A 15,846-nucleotide genomic window follows, 5' to 3' on the forward strand; every position below is an offset into this window, starting at 1 on the left:
CGATAGAAGAATGCGGGCGAAATGGGGTCATGCGAATGGGTGAAGGCCCTGAATGGTGGTGTTCAGGGCCTTCACCCAGCGATCGCGTGCTACTTGGCCAGTGCCTCCTCGAGCGCCTTCGCGGCCGCAGCGGGGTCCTCGGCGCTGTAGATGGCGCCACCGGCGACCGCGACCTCCGCGCCTGCGTCACGGACGGCGGCGATGGTGTCGACCTTCACGCCACCGGCGACGGAGAACGGGACACCGGCGATCTTGCCGTCGTCGAGGAGGGTCTGGATGGAGTACCCGGGCTGGGCCTGCTCGTCGAGTCCGGCGTGGATCTCGACGAACGCGACACCGAGCTTGGAGATCTCGCGGGCGCGCTCGACACGGTTCTCGACGCCGATGAGGTCGGCGACGACCTTCTTGCCGTGCTTCTTGCCTGCCTCGACGGCGCCCTTGATGGTGGCATCGCCGGCGGCGCCGAGGACGGTGACCAGGTCTGCTCCGGCGGAGAAGGCCAGATCTGCCTCGAGGAAGCCGGCGTCGGCGGTCTTGAGGTCGGCGAAGACCTCCTTGTCCGGGTGGGCGGCCTTGATCGCGGTGATGGCGTTGAGGCCGGCGCTCTTGATCAGGGGGGTGCCGAGTTCGATGATGTCGACGTACGGGGCCACCTTGTTGGTCAGGGCCAGCGCGTCGGCGGTGGTGAGCAGATCGACTGCAACCTGCAGCTTCGTCATGTGTATCTCCTGGTCATCTTCTGGTGGGATTCGTGGTCAGCCGATGTTGGCGTGGCGTTCCCACAGCCGCTCGGCGGTCTGGTCTTCGTTGCGCCACAGCGCCTGGAACAGTGCGTCGAAGGCGAGGAGCACGGACTGTTCGAACAGACTGCCCGCGTACTGGCGGGTGATGGCGGCGCTGTGGTCCTGCTTGTCGGCCGCCGGCAGGACCAGGACCTCGTCGGCGCGCCGGGCGAGCGGCGAGTCCGCGGAAGTCGTGACTGCCAGAACCGAGGCACCCACCTTGTTCGCGGTATCGGCCGCACCGACGACCGAGGCGGTGGTGCCCGACCCCGACACGGCAATCAGTACATCCCCGGCGCCGATGGCGGGGGCGGTGACCTCGCCGGCCACGTGGACGCGCAGGCCGAGGTGCATCAGTCGCATCGCGGCCATCTGGACGGCCAGGCCGCTGCGCCCGTTGCCGATCACGAACACTGCCCGCGCGGTGGTGATGAGCGAGCCGGCGCGGTCCCACTGCTCTGCGGCGACGGAATTGAGCAGTCGCTCGTTCTCGTCGAGCACGATGCGGCGCCCGTCACTGAACCGTGTGCGTGTCTGCTCGACGGTGACGGTCATGGTCCTCCTCGGTGATAGCCGTTCTGGGTGTGAGAACAAGGCTGCCGACTGCGGTGCGGTGCGGCACCCGGTCGGTCGGCCGGTTCGGGCTGGCCGCTTGGCCAGTGCCGTTGCGCCGTGCCTGGCAATACGGTGAATGCGTGGTAAGCGCGGAGCACACTGTTCGGTTGCAGGTTGACGCCTGGGTGGAGATGCGGAAGGTGATCACGGGACCGCTCCCGGACATCGCGGCCCGCTTCTCCCGGTTCCTGGGCCCGTTGTGGTCGCACGATGCTCTGGTGATCTTCACCCGTGAATGCACCGGACGCCCCCGAAAGGTCGCCGGAAACCGGGAGATAGTCGACCGGGTGACCATCGACGAACTCGACGAGATCAAACAATCCATCGAACCCGGTGGTGTCTTCGCCGGAATCCGTTCGCTGGGAGGTGGACGCCGCCGAGTCTGGGCGATCCGCGACACCGGCGACACCCTGCTCGTCCTGGTCCCGCGGCCATCTCGGACGGGCGCACCCGACCCCGATGAGATCGCGGCAATGTTCGGGATCGTCGCGACCTCCATCCAGCAACAGGTGGCGCAGGCCAGCCCCGACTATCTCGCCGAGTCCCGGGCCGCGTCGAGTGAACGCGCCCGCACCATCGCGGAACTGACGGAGGTGCACGAGGCGACCCTGTCGTCGATCCTGGGAACCCTGCGGTCGAACGACCTCGACGACCGGCGGTCCCGCATCACCGCGAGCGAAACGGCGTCGGCCGCTCTGATCGCGCTGCGGTCGGCGGGTGCCGCTGATCGCGCCCTGTCCGAGGAAGCGGTGACCACGGCATTCGCCAGGCTGCAGGGCGAATTGCGACCTCTGTTGCGGCATCGGGAGGTCGAAGTCGACTACGTCGACCCGCCGGCCGACGGCCGTCCGCTTCCTGGTGAGGTGGCGCATGCGGCACGCGCGATGGTCCGCGCCATCGTGCTGGCCTTCGGCGCGCAACCGGTGCTGACCCGGCTGCGGATCGCGTGGGACTGCGACGGTGACAATGTCCTGATCGAGGTCCGCGACCAGGGGCCGGGCGCCATCGACCGCAACGCGCTGACTCGGCAACTGTCCGGACGCCTGCGCACGTTGCGCGGCCGGATCGACATCGAGTCCATCGCCGGTTGGGGGAGTCGGGTGACGCTGACCATTCCGTTGGACCCGCCCACCGCCCGTCCCGACGAGCATCTTCTGTCCACCCTGAACCCCCGCGAGCTCGAAGTCCTTGCGCACCTCGCGGTGGGCAAACGCAATCGCGCCATCGCCGAGGAACTCGGGATCAGCCAGAGCACGATCAAGTTTCACGTCGCGGCCGTGCTCAAGAAGCTCGACGTCGCCAATCGGGGGGAGGCCGGCGCAATCGGAATGCGAGCCGGAATCGCATCCGGCGATGCGTATGCCGCGCTCGGCACCAGCTAGAGCGCCGAACTTCGACCCGGTATGGGCCTCGGATATGGCCGGGGTCAGCGGATGGTCGTCACATGCTGTCGAAGATGCGTTGTTCGGGGACGCCGGCGTTCTGTGCTGCGGTAACGGCGTCGAGGAGGTCGTCGGTGAGCTGCGCGAAGGTGGCGGATCGGACCCGTTCGGGGGGTCGGTTGCTCGGGTAGGTGGTCAGGAAGCTGTGCAGCATGGCGCAGGTGTCGCGTACGTGCTCGAGTGCCCGGCGTTGGTCGTCGTTCATCGACGGTCCGGATGACGGCCGACGTCCGAGGTCGGCGTTTGGTGCGGCGCCCTGGGCGGACAGGCGTGGTCGACCGCCCTCAACAGGTCGTGCGTGAGTCGTTTGTAGGTGGTGAGCCACCGGTGGTCGACGGGTTCGTCGCGGAGATACGCCGTCAGGGCGGCGGTGTTGTCGCCGGTATCCAACCATCGGCGTAGGTCGGTGGTGCGATCCTGGACGTGCTGTAAGGATGTGTGTGGCGAAACGGGCATCGAGTCTCCTCCGGTACGGACTTCCATTCGGCGAGAATGAATTTGGCGTTGCTGCGTGTTTCTCGAGGTCATTGTTACCCATACCGGTGCCCGGTGCCAGGTGTTTCCCTGGTCTACACCGTTGGCAGGCAGATGCGGAAAACCCGGTCAACCCGGTACCGCCACGGTGGAACCGGGCGGACAATCGAGGAGTACATCACGGCCACGACCGAGAAGGAGTGGAGCGGTGAACCGAACCGAGCTCCCACAGACACTGCGGCGATCGTCGAAGGAGGTGCAGGCAGCCTTCGCGGCGGCCCACGAGATGGCCGTCCGGCGGTACGGCGAGGGCGAGGAGGCCCAACGAGCGGCGTACGGGGAGCTCAAACAGAGTTACGAGCTCGCAACCGACCACTGGGTTCCCAAGCAGGACTGATTTTCCTCGAGGGCCTGGTGGCGACTGACGCGCGCATGTGCGTGGCGTCGGATTGGTGGTACCGCACTGGTCGCCACAGCGGTCAGCACGGGAACGAGTGCGACACGAGACGGCGACGTCGGCCTGAAATGCCGACCGTTCCTGCGCCCGGCTGGGAGAATTCGGAGGATGAGCACCGCCAACGACTGGAACGCGGACATCATCGCAGAATTCAGGGCAAACCAGGGCAAACCAGGGCCGAGTGGGTGGCCCATTCGAGGGCGCCCCGGTGGTGCTGGTTCACCACCGGGGCCGTAAGACCGGGCAGGACCGGGTAAGCCCGATGATGTATCTACTGGAAGAGGAAGATCCGGACACGATCTACGTCTTTGCTTCCAAGGCCGGTGCCCCGACCAACCCCGACTGGTACTACAACCTCGTCACCGCGGGCGAGGCAGAGATCGAACGCGGCACCGAGCAGTACCCGGTGAGTGTCGTCGAGGTGACCGGTGACGATCGGGATCGGATCTACGCCGAGCAGGGGAGCCGGTATCCCGGCTTTGCCGAATACGCGGAAAAGACGGCGGGCATCCGGACGATCCCTGTGCTGGCACTGCGCCGCGGGTGAGATCCGCCAGAATCAGGGCCATTGCTGCCGAGCGCAGTCAGTCGGGGTGTGATTCGTCGAGCAGCCGTTCGAGGTAGTTCAGGTCCTGGCGGATCATGGCGATCGCTCGTGCGGGACCTTCCGGGGGTGCCGACTGCGGGTCCTGGTGGACCAACGAGCGTACTGCCATGTCTGCGAGTTGAGTGGCGATGACTCGGTCGTCGTCCGCGTTTCCCGGCTGATGCCACCAGGCGATCCAGTTGAGCATGCCGATGACGGCCAAAGCCGCGGTCCGCGGATCGACCGGTCGCATCTCGCCGGTGCGGATGCCGTCTTCGACGACGCGGATGAATTCCTTCAGCACGTGTCGGCGGCTCTGCTCGTAGTTGCGTGAGATGTCTTCGGGTAATTCGGCTTCCGATCGGATGATCAACCGGAATCGATCTGGAGCCTGCGCCTGATGCAATGCGATGGCGGTGGCCATCTCGCGGAGCTTTTCCGTCGGACCCAGATCGGTGCGCTCGTTGATGGTATGCAGCAACGCGGCCGGTGTCTCTGTGCTCTCGCTGACCAGGCGGGAGAGGAGTTCGTCCTTGTTGGCCACGTAGTGATAGAGGGCCGGCCGCGTCAGGCCGGTTGCGTCGGCGATGTCCTGCAGCGTGGTGCTCGCGAATCCTCTTTCGGCAAACAGCCGAGTGGCTTGCTCGATGATCTGCTTTTCCACGAGCTCACGGCGAGGGTTGCTGCGGATGCCCGCGCTCTCGGTCGCAGCCTGATCGGTAGAACGGGATTTGCCCCGGCCTCGGGGTCGGCGCTCTTTCGCGGCCTCCTCGCTTGTCATGTCCGAAGGATAACGGGCGCCGACCACTGGTCGCGCACTCATGTCAAGACCCGCGACGCGGACGACGCCGGATCAGCGTCCGGCGTCGCCGGATCAGTGAAGAACGCGAGATGCATCCGTACGCTGGCCAAACCTGCCGCGACATCTGCGCGGCAGGATGTGGGGGCCTCGACGACGACGACTGCATCTGTGTCGTGACCGAGACGTTCGGCGAAATCGAGCCTGCTGAGCAGCGATGAGCGGGTAGATGGGCCGGTGAGCCAGAGAGTTCGTGCGGTTGGCGCGGTCTCGATGAGTGCGGTGGCCTCCGGGCCCCAGGCGGAGTCGAAGTCGATGTCGAGCACTGTCGTGGTGGTGGCGCCCCGCAGGTCCGCCGGTGCGATCCGGTGCTCGAATCGGCGGTCACCGTGGTCGAGTGGTTGCCCGAGTATCCAGTCCGTGATGTCTGTGCCGGGGATCGCGTCGGCCGGCAGGTCCGCGTAGCTCGACAGGCCTTTCCTCACGAGCATGGGCGCGGTGTCGTGGAATCGGCTGAGACTGACCTTTCCGGCGCGGGTCATGTAGGCGATCAGAAGCTGTTCGACCGGTAGGTTCATCCGCTGCGGGAAGGACTCCCACCAGAGTTCGCTGCGGTGCGCGATGTGTTGAAGGTATTCGACGGCGGGGCGGCGAGTTCGCTCGTAGTGCGCGAGCGCTTCCTCGAGGCTCGGGGAGGCGGTGAGTGCGTGGTCGAGTGCGATGGCGTCCTCCATGGCGAGCTTGGTGCCCGAGCCGATGGAGTAGTGCGCGGTGTGGGCGGCGTCGCCGAGTAGTACGACATTGCCGCTGTGCCAGTGCCCACACGAGATGGTTCGGAAGCGCATCCAGCGGGTGCGGTTACCGATCAGCGGGTGGTGCTGAAGGGTGTCGGCGAACGCCTCCTGCAGGTAGTGCAGTGACGTTTCGTCGCTGTCGAGCGGCGCTGTCTGCTCGGTGGAAACATCGAATCCTGCCCGTCGCCACGTGTCCTCGTCGGTTTCGATGAGGAAGGTGCTGCGGTGTGGTGCGTACGGGTAGGCGTGCGCGACGAACGTGCCGTGCTCGGTGGTCACCGGTGTGAATAGTGCGCTCGGAAGAGCGAAATCGGTTCCGCACCAGAGGTACAGGCCGGAGCCGGTCTCGATATGTGGATCGAAGCGGTCTGCGAACTGTGCGCGTGTCCCGCTGTTGATGCCGTCGGCCGCGATGATCAGGTCCGCGTCGAGGCCGGCGATGTCCCGGCGTTCGCCGAAGTGCAGTCGGACGCCGGCCTGTCGGGCTTGTTGCTGCAGTACTTCGAGCAGGGAGGTGCGCGCGATCGCGAGGAGGTCTCCGTTCGGTAGGTGGGCGATGTGCTCGCCGACCTGCATCGACATGTCGTGCGGGTGTGCGGCGGCAACGATGGCCTCGAGCGATGCCGAATCGGCCTCGCGAAGATTGCGCTGTGTGCGGGATGCGAGGCCGACGCCGAATCCGAATGTCTTGTCCGGGGCGCTCTGTTCGTACACGGTCACCTCGGCGTCCGGATGGCTGAGTTTGAGCAGTCTCGCGGCATAGAGGCCGCCGGGTCCACCTCCGAGAACTGCGACTCGCTCGAGATTCATGGCAAAACCCTTCAGTCTTTGTGACGTTTAAGTCGAGTATTCTACGTTGCTGTCGAACAGTCAATGTGATGCGTGCAGCCGAGGTCGTGTGACGAGTGATCGACTTCGGGGCATGCCCGTGTGGACATGCCCCGAAGGTGTTGATCTTCAACAGAACCGGTCGACGGGGTTATCTACACGACCGCGCCGCGTGCGTCGGCTTCGGCGAGCAGTGTCGCGGCTATCTCGGTACGCAACCGCTTCTTGTCGATCTTGTTCACATTGGTGTGCGGCAAGGCCGGCACCCATTCGAGCCGTTCGGGCCACTTGAACTTCGCGACACCGAGCTGCGCCAGATGGTCTTGAATGGCGTTCATCGACAATGGTTCTCCGTCGGTGGCCACCAGATATGCGCAGGTTTTCTCCCCGAGTCGGGGATCGGGCATGGCGACTACCGCCGCGTCGGCGATGCGGGGGTGCTCGAGCAAGAGTAGTTCGAGTTCCTCGGCGTTGATCTTCTCTCCGCCCCTGTTGATGAGGTCCTTGATTCGGCCCTCGATCGACAGGTACCGCGTGCCGTCGATGACGGTGATCGCGGCGAGATCGCCGGTGCGGTAGAAGCCGTCGGAGGTGAAGGCATCCTGGTTGTGGACCGGGGCGTCGAAGTAGCCGGGGATCGTGTACGGGCCGCGGCAGCACAGTTCTCCGACGTCGCCGTCAGGGAGTTCGTTCTCGGTACCCGGCTCGAGGATGCGAATTTCGTCGTCGGGTGCGATCGGGGTTCCCACGGTCGTCAGGCGAGCGTGCGTGGAGGAGTCGAGCGGGGTCACCGTGAACAGCCCTTCGGACATGCCGAACAGCTGGCCTGCCCAATGCCCCGCACCGTCGTCGACTCGTTCGAACAGTTCGGGTGGGACTTTGGCACCCGACAGTACGACCCGTCGGAGAGATGCGCGGGCCTTGTCGAAGTCGGGGGTCAGAACTGCCTGGTAGTGGCCGTGCCCGATGAGGACTTCGGTCGCCTCCGTCCGTGCCATCAACTCGAATGCCGTGGGAGCGTCAGCGGTGGCCAGGACCAGGCAGGCGCCGACGGAATGCGCTGCGTGCAGCCCACACGAGATTCCGGCGTTGTGAATGATCGGTATCAGGTGTGCCACGCGACTGTGTTCGTCCCAGCCGAGCCGCCGCGCGTAGAGCAGGGCGTTGTTCCAGTATTCGGCATGTACGCGCGGAATGACCTTGGGTACACCGGTGGTACCGCCGGACAGCTGGAACGCGACGACATCGAGTGGGTCGATCTGCGCTTCGATCTGTTCGACCACGGCGCGGGCCGCGGCGGGATCGGTCTCGGGGCCGATGTCTTCCAGTCGGGTCACGCCCGGCTGAGTCTTACCCGCCTCGTCGCCGACGCTGATGATGTGCCGGATGCTGGGATGCCCGGCGGCGTGTTCGCGTGCGAACTCCACGAGATCGAATCCCGCGGTGCGGGCCTCGACGATGTGCCCCACAGCGCCGACCTTCCGGCTGACGTGCCCGATCTCGTGCATGCGGTGCGCGGCCAGAGTCGCGACGGGAACCAGGCCGGCCTTGAGGCAGCCGTACCAGGCAAGGACGGTCTCCAGGCGATTGGTCAGCTGGAATATGACCGGATCGAGTCGCTCGAGCCCGAGCCGGACCAGTCCGGCCGCGATCTGGTCGGTCCGCCGGTCCAGTTCGGCGAAGCTCATCGAGCCCTCCGCGCTGATCACCGCCGTTCGATCCGGGAACCGGGTGGCGATCTGGTGCAGTCGCCGGCCGGTGGGATCGGCGCTCCACATCCCGCTTTCGCGGTAATGCCTGGCCCGGTCGGCGGGGAACGTGACGAGGCGTCCGCCCCAATCCGAGAAGGTCACCGCCGCCCTCCTGGTTCCAGTGTCATCGAAGGTTTCGCCGACATTATCGCTCCGCTACCGCGGGGAGGAGGCGGGCGATGTCCAGGGCGTGATCGGGGTGATCGGCGGGGACGATGCCGGAGTAGATGGCGGTCCAGCAACCGGGGCAGCACAGCTGGCGGAAGACGACGGGGGCGTCGACGTACTCGCGCGGATCGGAGGTCACCTGTGGTCCGGCGGTCGAGGAGGGACCTTCGAACCGGGCGAGGTCCAGCGCAGCATTGGTCTTGTCGTCTCCGAGGAGGCGTCCGCACTGGGCGCAGGCGATTGCGCGGGTGTCCCCGATCGTGACCTCCGCCAGGTTGTCGTCGAGTCTGCGAGCCCCGGCCAGGTCGAGCACGGGGGCATCGGACCGAGTAGTGCCGGAGCGGTCTCGGCGCTCCGTGCGCATCTCGTCCCGCCGATCCGAGGTCCGGATCTCATCGGCGCCTCCGCCGGAGAGGATGACTCCATAGACGGTCTCGGCACCGTTTTCGGTGACCTTGCCTTCGCGGAAGTCGGCTGCCACGGCGGCCGGGTCGCGCAGCAACGGATCACCGTAGCCGCCGCCGCCCTGCCAGTGCATGTACAGCACCTCACCGGGTGCCACGTAGCTCTCGGCGTAGCAGGCTCCGAGTTCACGGCCGCCGCCGAGATCGTCGAGGGCGTCGGGGATGCGCCCGGCCGCGAACTGTTCGACGATGTCGGTGCCGCGCGCGAGGACCTCGACGCCGGTATTGCCGGGGTATCCGCCTGCGAGACCGTTGTTCTGGGCGACGGCCTTGCCCGCTGACGCGAGCACCAGGCCCATCGGCAGGCTGGTGCCGTAGGGGGTGATGGCGATGGAGGCACTGACGCCACCGCGCTGGCGTCCGGGTCCGCCGGAGTCGGGTTCCTCGCGGCGCCACAGGGTGAGCAGCGGGTAGAGGAATTCGGTCATTTCGGTGTCCGGGATGCGGCCCATCGGGATGCAGAAGAGGCCACCGGTGTCCATGCCGTCGGCGGTGGGGCGGGCCCCGTAGCCGCCGGCCATCGGCTCCATCATGATGTTGAGGAACGGCACCGACTGTTCGGGGCGTTCGTCGAGACCGGCGATCACGGCGGTGTCCCAGGTGCCGCAGCACGCGGCCTGGACGCTTGTGCCGAGATCGACCGACCGGTCGAGCATCTGCGACAGGCATTCGGCGATCAGGGTGCCGGTGAGCCAGGCGGGGCCGATCGGTCCGCGACTGACCGCGGCGGGGAAGGTGGCGTTGTTGATCGTGCCTTCTTCGGATACCAGGTCGAAGCAGCGCATCAGCCCGCCCGCGGACCAGGGGATGTCGCCGGCGAGGATCGGAAGCAGGGCGAGCATGACTCCGCCGCGCATGCCCGCGTAAGTGCAGTTGATGACGCCGGTCTGCGGATCGGTGCCGGTGAAGTCGAAGGTGAGGTGGTCGGCGGCCTTGGTCATGGCCACGGTGATCTTGTGGATTCCGCGGTCGCCGGTGTGTGACTGATCCTGGTAGCCGGTGGCCTTCCAGGTTCCGTCGGGCAGCGAGGTGAGCTTGCCGCGCAGACGTCCCTCGGCGTCGGCCATCATCCTCTTCATCACGGCCTTGACGGTGTCGGCGCCATACTGCTCGATCACCGCGAGCAGTCGGTTGCGGCCCACCGTGTTGGCGCCGATCTTCGCGCGGAGATCGAGTCCGACGAGCATCGGCACCCGCGAGCGCCGCACCCAGGCGTCGGAGACGTCGCGTTGCAGCTCGTAGTCGCGGACCACCTTGATGGGGGGTGTCGGCAGCGACTCGGAGAACACGTCCTTTGCGGAGGGGTCGAACGAGCCGAGCCCGGATCCGCCGAGGTCGGGTTCGTGACAGATGGCGCTGGTCCAGGCGAAGAGCTTGCCCTCGTGGAAGATTGGTTGGTAGACGATCACGTCGCTCTGGTGCAGGCCGCCGCCGACCCACGGGTCGTTGCACAGGAACATGTCGCCCTCGGTGATGCCCGGGTTGGTCGCGCGGTGCTGGAGGGTCCAGTAGATGGCGAGGTCGACGGCGCCGACGAGCATGGTGTTGTACAGCCCGACCTGCACTTCCTGCCCGATTTCGTCGCTGATCGCGAAGTCGAAGTCGTTGGCGTCGGTGACGATGGGGGAGCCGGACATGCGTTTGAGTGCTTCGCCCATTTCGTCGGTGACCGACCACAGCCGGTGCCGGATGACTTCGTAGGTCAGTGGGTCGAGGTTGTCGATGTGCTCCTGGCTGACGGTGTGGACTGCCAGCGTCGGGGGCAGCGATCGCGCGAGTGCGTCGGGATCGATGGGTCGGCTCGAGAAGATTTCGGAGCCGGGGATTTGCATGGTCATCTTCGGTGCTCCTACTGGGCGACGATGGTGAGGTTGCCGAGGCGGTCGACGGTGCCGGTGGTGTCGTGGGGAACGACGACGGTGGTCGTGGGGACTTCGATGATGGCCGGCCCGTGCAGGACGTGTCCGGCGAGCAGCTTGCTGTAGTCGTAGACGTCGGTGTCGACGTAGCCGATCCTGCCGTCCAGGCACACTTTTCGGGTTCCGATATGTGCTGGTGTGGGATCGGCGGAGTCCGCGGACTTGACCTCCGGCAGCGTGGGGGAGAACGGCAGGAGGCCGGTGGCCCGCACACGGTAGGTGATGGCCTGGATTCCGGCCTCACGGAAGCCGCTGTCTTTTCCGTAGAGTTCGGCGTACCGCTGCTCGAAGAGATCCGACGCAGCGTGGATACCGGCAGCGTCGAGGCTGCCGGAAGGCACCGCTGTCGCTACCTCCGCGAGTTGCATGGTGTAGCGCATGTCGATTTCGCGTTCGATCTCCACCCCGGTGAACGTCAGCCCCTGCCGGTTGAGTTGCTCGAGAACCTGGGACTCGAGTTGGGCGAAGTTGCGCTCGGCACGGGCAGGATCGAGCGGCATGGCGGCCGGGTCGGACAGTTCAGCGGCGAGGACGATGTTGGACGAGGCCAATCCGTAGGCGGAGAACGCCGAGGCCACCTGGCCGAGCGGGACGATGACTTCCTTGACGCCGACCTCTCGGGCGTAGGCGGCGCAGTGGGCTGGGCCGGCACCGCCGAAGGCGTAGAGCACGAAGTCGCGGGGGTCGTGTCCCGCCTCGACCACCGTCTTGCGCAGCAGGTCACCGGTCTGGGCGTTCTGCACGGCGTAGATGGCCGCGGCCGCGTCTTCGACCGACAGCCCGAGGGGCTCGGCGATCCTGGTGCGGATCGCGTCCCGTGCGAGGTCCTTGTCCAGCGGCTTACGGCCGCCGAGGAGTCCGCGTTCGGGCAGGATTCCGAGCACCAGATTCGCGTCGGCGTTGGTCGGTTCGGTGCCGCCCTGGCCGTAGCAGGCCGGGCCGGGGACGGCCTGGGCGCTGTGCGGGCCGATCTGCAGATTGCCGCCGGGATCGACCCAGGCGATGGCGCCGCCGCCGGATCCGATGGCGTGCACCTCGAGGGTGGGGACGTTGATCGGGTGGTGGTTGATGATGGTGCTGGACGCCCGGACGGGTTCGCCGTCGACGACGAGGCCGACGAGGAAGGTGGTGCCGCCCACGTCGGTGGCAATGATGTTGCGGTGGCCGAGTTGCTTGCCGAGGGACACCGCACCGACCACGCCACCGGTCAGCACCGAACCGACGGTGCTGATCGCGTTCTTCGGTGCCTCGGCGGCTGCGACCGCACCGCCGTTGCTCTGCATCACCAGCAGGGGTCCGGCGAGTGTGCGTTCCCGCAGCTTCGACTCCAGTGAACCGAGGTAGTCACGCAGCCCGGGCCCGATCTGGGTGCTCATGATGGTTGTCGCGTTGCGGGCAAATTCGCGGATGCGCGGGCTCACCTCACTCGACAGGGACACGAACACCGTCGGGTCGATCTCGTGGACGAGCTCACGGATGCGCTGTTCATGCGTCGGGTTGCGGAACGACCACAGCAGTGAGACCGCGATCGCGGTGATGCCGTCGGCGAGAAGCGTGCGGATGGCTCGACGGGCGGATTCTTCGTCGAGTGCGACGACGACGTTGCCGTCGCGGTCGAGTCGTTCGGTTACTTCCAGGGCATGCTTCTTTGGTATCAGGCCATGAGATTTGCTCTGCCCCATGACATTTTGCAACTGCTCCGGTGAGCCACCCAGGTATCGGCCCTCGACATTCATGATGTAGATGGAGTCGCGGTGACCCTTGGTGGTGAGAAAGCCGACCGGGGGCACGTTGCCCATGACGAGCGCGTTGAGCGACGACGTGGTGCCGTGTGCGATGTGGTGGGTGTTCGCCAGCATTTCCTCGATCGGGCAGCCCAATTGCCCGGCGAGGACCTCGAGGACATCGATCACGCCGCGGGAGTAGTCCGGCGGTGTCGAGGGGGCCTTCGCAGCGAGAATAGTGCCGGCATCGTCGTCCAATACCGCGTCGGTGAACGTGCCACCGACGTCCACTCCGATCACATATGCCATTGCAGCTGCGCTCCTTCGTGCTGGGGGGAAATTCAGGGGGCGGTGTGAGGTCATCCTCGAACACTCCTTACGTATGTGTCGAGTATTCGACGTGAATGATGACATGTCAAGAGCCAACTGTGAGTGCCGTCACGGATGCGAGGAAGTTATGACGAACCCACACCCGCGCCACTCGGGGCTTGACGAATCATCATCAGCGTCGAATACTCGTCGTAGGCGTAAATCTACGTCCGACTCCACATCAGAAGGGCCACAACATGGGCATTCATCGCATCGGACTCGTCGTACCGAGTTCGAATGTGACGGTCGAGACGGAAATGCCGGCACTGCTCAACCGGCATGCGCACGCGCGGTTCTCGTTTCATTCGAGCCGGATGCGGATGCAGTCCGTGTCCCCGGAACAGCTACGGGCGATGAACGCCCAACGCGAGCGGTGCATCCTCGAACTCGGTGATGCCGGGGTAGACGCCATCCTCTACGCGTGCCTGGTCGCCCTGATGTCGGTGGGGCCCGGAGAGCATCAGCGGGTGGAGGGGCTGATTGCCGAGCAACTGGCCACCGGCGGTTCGGAAGCGGCGATCCGCTCGAGCGCGGGCGCACTCGTCGAAGCGCTCCATGCCATCCACGCCGAACGGATCGTCCTGGTCACCCCCTACGTGCGTCCCCTCGCCGAACAGGTCGTCGCGTACATCGAGGCCGAAGGAATTCAGGTGACGGACTGGCGAGCCCTCGAAGTCGCCGACAACGCGGAGGTCGGCTGCATCCCAGGCCACCGGGTCATGGACGCCGCCCGATCGCTCGACCGTGCCGGAGCCGACGCGTTGGTGATCTCCGCGTGTGTGCAGATGCCCTCACTCGACCTCGTCCAATCGGCCGAAGACGAGTTCGGGCTGCCCGTCCTCTCGGCGGCCACCGCCGGCGCCTACAGCCTGCTGCGGGCGCTCGACCTTGCGGTCGACATTCCCGGAGCCGGCGGTCTGCTGCGTGCCGATGCTCCGGCCACCGCTGTTCAGTAGCATCGAATCCATTGGAGTTCACCATGTCCGACCTGCAACACACAGTCAAAGGCGTCGACCACGTCGCCTACCCGACATTCGACCCCGCCGCGACCGTCACGTTCTACCGCGACGTTCTCGGGTTCCCGGTGGTGCACTCGATCTGCGCGGCCGGCTGGGGCCCGGAAAAACACCCCGACTTCATCCATTTCTTCTTCGATATCGGCAACGACGACCGATTGGCCTTCTTCTACTACTTCGGCCTCGAACCGTTCGACGGCGGCCCGCAGGGCGACTCCTACTCCCGGTTCGCGGAGGACGTCCCGATCTTCTTCATCCGCTCCCGCCATCTGGCAATCCACGTGGACAGCGAAGACGACCTGATGGAATACCGGCGGCGCTTGGATCACAGCTCGTGGCCGGTGGAGATGCAGATCCAGCACGAGACGATCGAGTCGATCTACACCCACGACCCCAACGGCTACATGATCGAAATTACCCGGGCGCTGCGCCCGGTCACCCCGCAGGAAGACCTCGACGCCAACCTGACCATCGACGCCCTCGTCGACATCGTGACCGGCCCGGACCCCAGCATGGCCGCGCTGCTCACCCGCAAAGCCGAACTGATCACCGAACGGGCAGCGGCCTGGCAGCAGGAGCAGGAATCGAAGGAGATGGTTACACGATGACGACCCTGTTCATCCTCGACGTCCCGGAGAACACGGCAGTCGCCGAGGTGGCCGGTCGCAACCCGGAGGTCACCGTCGACCACGTCGGACCCTATTTCCGAATCGTCTCCGACTCGGCCATCGTCATCGACCGCCGCGCCACCGGCTGCCGCCACGCCGTCTGGTACAGCAGCGTCGCAGGATTGGCGCAGTCCCGCATTACACAGTGGGACAAGGACGCCATGCGAGTCGAGCCGCAATGAGTGAGAGCACCCAACGGCTCGGCGCCGGACGGTACATCGACGCCGCGCAGGCCCCCGACGCCACCGTCACGTCGGTACACGAACTCGCCACCGCGGATGGCGCGAAGGTCTCCGGTGTCCTGCGGACGGTGCCCGGCGCGCGCACCGTCGTCGCGCTGACGCACCCGCCTAAGCCATAATTCGATCGGACCGTCATCTGTTGGGGGGGCGGTACAGGGGGGGAGCAGGGGGGGGGGGGGGGGGGGGTGGGGGTGGGGGGGGGGGGGGGGGGGGGGGGGGCGTGTAGCGGGAGCAATGCGAGGAGGGGGGGGGGGCGGGGGGGGGGGGGGGGGGTGATAGTAGGGGGTAGGGACAATCACATGGACGGAAGCACCCTGGGGGGGGGGGGTGACATGGGGGGGGGTACACTCCAATCTACACAGACCCAACGGCGTCACGAGACAGGCTTGGCTTAGAGATGATCGGGCGGCGGCGGACGAAGGGTGGTTCATTGGGGAGGGGTGGGGGGGGGGTTGGTGGGGGGGGGGGAATAGGGTGGATAAAGAAGGGGGGGGGTATGGACACATGTGATACAATAATAGGCGACGAGGGAGAGAACACATGCTGGAGGGGGGTAGGAAGGTTGGATTAGCGTGTGTGTGTGAGGAGGGGGGGAAGTAGAGGTCTATGTAAAATATCTATATATATAGTGGGAGGGGGGGGGTAAATGAGGGTGGAATTTGTAGGGGGGAGGGGGGGGGGGGGAGGGGGGATGGGGGGGGAGAACAAAATATAAAAGTATTGGCAGGATCAAGGGGGAGTTAAATTA

Annotated in this window: 14 protein-coding genes and 2 pseudogenes; 7 read left to right on the top strand and 9 right to left on the bottom strand. The window is 65.9% G+C overall.

The window, feature by feature from the left end; all coding sequences use genetic code 11:
• Positions 1–89 precede the first annotated feature (89 nt).
• Both hxlA and hxlB read right to left on the bottom strand, forming a co-directional pair.
• On the bottom strand, positions 90–719 hold the full coding sequence (hxlA, locus tag OYT95_RS36580) for a 3-hexulose-6-phosphate synthase (RefSeq protein ID WP_268790395.1): 630 nt from the start codon (positions 717–719) through the stop codon (positions 90–92).
• A gap of 36 nt (positions 720–755) precedes the next feature.
• Positions 756–1,337, bottom strand: a complete 582-nt coding sequence (hxlB, locus tag OYT95_RS36585; RefSeq protein WP_268790396.1) for a 6-phospho-3-hexuloisomerase — start codon at positions 1,335–1,337, stop codon at positions 756–758.
• A gap of 191 nt (positions 1,338–1,528) precedes the next feature.
• Between hxlB and OYT95_RS36590 the strand changes: the two genes are divergently transcribed.
• Positions 1,529–2,779, top strand: a complete 1,251-nt coding sequence (locus OYT95_RS36590; protein ID WP_268792312.1) for a helix-turn-helix transcriptional regulator — start codon at positions 1,529–1,531, stop codon at positions 2,777–2,779.
• Positions 2,780–2,837: 58 nt separating this feature from the next.
• Here OYT95_RS36590 and OYT95_RS36595 read toward each other — a convergent pair whose 3' ends face one another.
• Both OYT95_RS36595 and OYT95_RS36600 read right to left on the bottom strand, forming a co-directional pair.
• Complete coding sequence (locus tag OYT95_RS36595; protein WP_037231813.1) at positions 2,838–3,044, bottom strand: hypothetical protein; 207 nt, start codon at positions 3,042–3,044, stop codon at positions 2,838–2,840.
• Positions 3,041–3,295, bottom strand: a complete 255-nt coding sequence (locus OYT95_RS36600; RefSeq protein WP_235214329.1) for a hypothetical protein — start codon at positions 3,293–3,295, stop codon at positions 3,041–3,043. Before OYT95_RS36600 ends, OYT95_RS36595 begins: the two co-directional genes overlap by 4 nt.
• 226 nt (positions 3,296–3,521) lie before the next feature.
• Here OYT95_RS36600 and OYT95_RS36605 point away from each other — a divergent pair, with 226 nt between their 5' ends.
• Together OYT95_RS36605 and OYT95_RS36610 are read left to right on the top strand one after the other, a co-directional pair.
• Entirely contained in the window at positions 3,522–3,710 is a 189-nt protein-coding gene (locus OYT95_RS36605; RefSeq protein WP_009473096.1) for a ChaB family protein, read from the top strand.
• Between the two features lie 168 nt (positions 3,711–3,878).
• Positions 3,879–4,317, top strand: a pseudogene (locus OYT95_RS36610) (nitroreductase family deazaflavin-dependent oxidoreductase).
• A 37-nt stretch (positions 4,318–4,354) separates the two neighbouring features.
• On the opposite strand, the gene OYT95_RS36615 reads toward OYT95_RS36610, so the two are convergent.
• The 5 genes from OYT95_RS36615 to OYT95_RS36635 form a co-directional block, all read right to left on the bottom strand.
• On the bottom strand, positions 4,355–5,137 hold the full coding sequence (locus tag OYT95_RS36615) for a TetR/AcrR family transcriptional regulator (RefSeq protein ID WP_174233730.1): 783 nt from the start codon (positions 5,135–5,137) through the stop codon (positions 4,355–4,357).
• A gap of 38 nt (positions 5,138–5,175) precedes the next feature.
• On the bottom strand, positions 5,176–6,759 hold the full coding sequence (locus tag OYT95_RS36620) for an FAD-dependent monooxygenase (RefSeq protein ID WP_268790397.1): 1,584 nt from the start codon (positions 6,757–6,759) through the stop codon (positions 5,176–5,178).
• 173 nt (positions 6,760–6,932) lie between these two features.
• Positions 6,933–8,630 (bottom strand): (2,3-dihydroxybenzoyl)adenylate synthase, encoded by a 1,698-nt coding sequence (locus OYT95_RS36625; protein ID WP_268790398.1) that lies wholly within the window; start codon positions 8,628–8,630, stop codon positions 6,933–6,935.
• A gap of 43 nt (positions 8,631–8,673) precedes the next feature.
• Positions 8,674–10,998: a hydantoinase B/oxoprolinase family protein gene (locus OYT95_RS36630; protein ID WP_037231826.1), complete on the bottom strand. Its 2,325-nt coding sequence runs from the start codon at positions 10,996–10,998 to the stop codon at positions 8,674–8,676.
• Positions 10,999–11,009: 11 nt separating this feature from the next.
• Positions 11,010–13,112 carry a hydantoinase/oxoprolinase family protein gene (locus OYT95_RS36635; protein ID WP_037231828.1) on the bottom strand — a complete coding sequence of 701 codons (2,103 nt, stop codon included), beginning with the start codon at positions 13,110–13,112 and terminating at the stop codon, positions 11,010–11,012.
• Between the two features lie 257 nt (positions 13,113–13,369).
• Here OYT95_RS36635 and OYT95_RS36640 point away from each other — a divergent pair, with 257 nt between their 5' ends.
• The 4 genes and pseudogenes from OYT95_RS36640 to OYT95_RS36655 all read left to right on the top strand — a co-directional run.
• The gene (locus OYT95_RS36640) at positions 13,370–14,128 is read left to right on the top strand and encodes a maleate cis-trans isomerase family protein (RefSeq protein ID WP_037231830.1); all 759 of its coding nucleotides are present in this window, start codon (positions 13,370–13,372) and stop codon (positions 14,126–14,128) included.
• 23 nt (positions 14,129–14,151) lie between these two features.
• Positions 14,152–14,796 carry a VOC family protein gene (locus OYT95_RS36645; RefSeq protein WP_112298848.1) on the top strand — a complete coding sequence of 215 codons (645 nt, stop codon included), beginning with the start codon at positions 14,152–14,154 and terminating at the stop codon, positions 14,794–14,796.
• Positions 14,793–15,038 (top strand): hypothetical protein, encoded by a 246-nt coding sequence (locus tag OYT95_RS36650; protein WP_112298372.1) that lies wholly within the window; start codon positions 14,793–14,795, stop codon positions 15,036–15,038. Before OYT95_RS36645 ends, OYT95_RS36650 begins: the two co-directional genes overlap by 4 nt.
• A pseudogene (locus OYT95_RS36655) lies at positions 15,035–15,205 on the top strand (alpha/beta hydrolase); the annotation flags it as partial. The gene OYT95_RS36650 and the pseudogene OYT95_RS36655, both read left to right, overlap by 4 nt.
• Between the last annotated feature and the right edge of the window lie 641 nt (positions 15,206–15,846).

This window comes from Rhodococcus sp. JS3073 (assembly GCF_026810085.1).
In the GTDB taxonomy this organism is placed as follows: Bacteria; Actinomycetota; Actinomycetes; order Mycobacteriales; family Mycobacteriaceae; genus Rhodococcus_F; species Rhodococcus_F wratislaviensis.

What these genes read in the sequence shown, in the direction of transcription:
- hxlA (WP_268790395.1), bottom strand. Translation starts at nt 719, where the DNA reads ATGACGAAGCTGCAGGTTGCAGTCGATCTGCTCACCACCGCCGACGCG.
- hxlB (WP_268790396.1), bottom strand. Translation starts at nt 1,337, where the DNA reads ATGACCGTCACCGTCGAGCAGACACGCACACGGTTCAGTGACGGGCGC.
- OYT95_RS36590 (WP_268792312.1), top strand. Translation starts at nt 1,529, where the DNA reads ATGCGGAAGGTGATCACGGGACCGCTCCCGGACATCGCGGCCCGCTTC.
- OYT95_RS36595 (WP_037231813.1), bottom strand. Translation starts at nt 3,044, where the DNA reads ATGAACGACGACCAACGCCGGGCACTCGAGCACGTACGCGACACCTGC.
- OYT95_RS36600 (WP_235214329.1), bottom strand. Translation starts at nt 3,295, where the DNA reads ATGCCCGTTTCGCCACACACATCCTTACAGCACGTCCAGGATCGCACC.
- OYT95_RS36615 (WP_174233730.1), bottom strand. Translation starts at nt 5,137, where the DNA reads ATGACAAGCGAGGAGGCCGCGAAAGAGCGCCGACCCCGAGGCCGGGGC.
- OYT95_RS36620 (WP_268790397.1), bottom strand. Translation starts at nt 6,759, where the DNA reads ATGAATCTCGAGCGAGTCGCAGTTCTCGGAGGTGGACCCGGCGGCCTC.
- OYT95_RS36630 (WP_037231826.1), bottom strand. Translation starts at nt 10,998, where the DNA reads ATGACCATGCAAATCCCCGGCTCCGAAATCTTCTCGAGCCGACCCATC.
- OYT95_RS36635 (WP_037231828.1), bottom strand. Translation starts at nt 13,112, where the DNA reads ATGGCATATGTGATCGGAGTGGACGTCGGTGGCACGTTCACCGACGCG.
- OYT95_RS36640 (WP_037231830.1), top strand. Translation starts at nt 13,370, where the DNA reads ATGGGCATTCATCGCATCGGACTCGTCGTACCGAGTTCGAATGTGACG.
- OYT95_RS36645 (WP_112298848.1), top strand. Translation starts at nt 14,152, where the DNA reads ATGTCCGACCTGCAACACACAGTCAAAGGCGTCGACCACGTCGCCTAC.
- OYT95_RS36650 (WP_112298372.1), top strand. Translation starts at nt 14,793, where the DNA reads ATGACGACCCTGTTCATCCTCGACGTCCCGGAGAACACGGCAGTCGCC.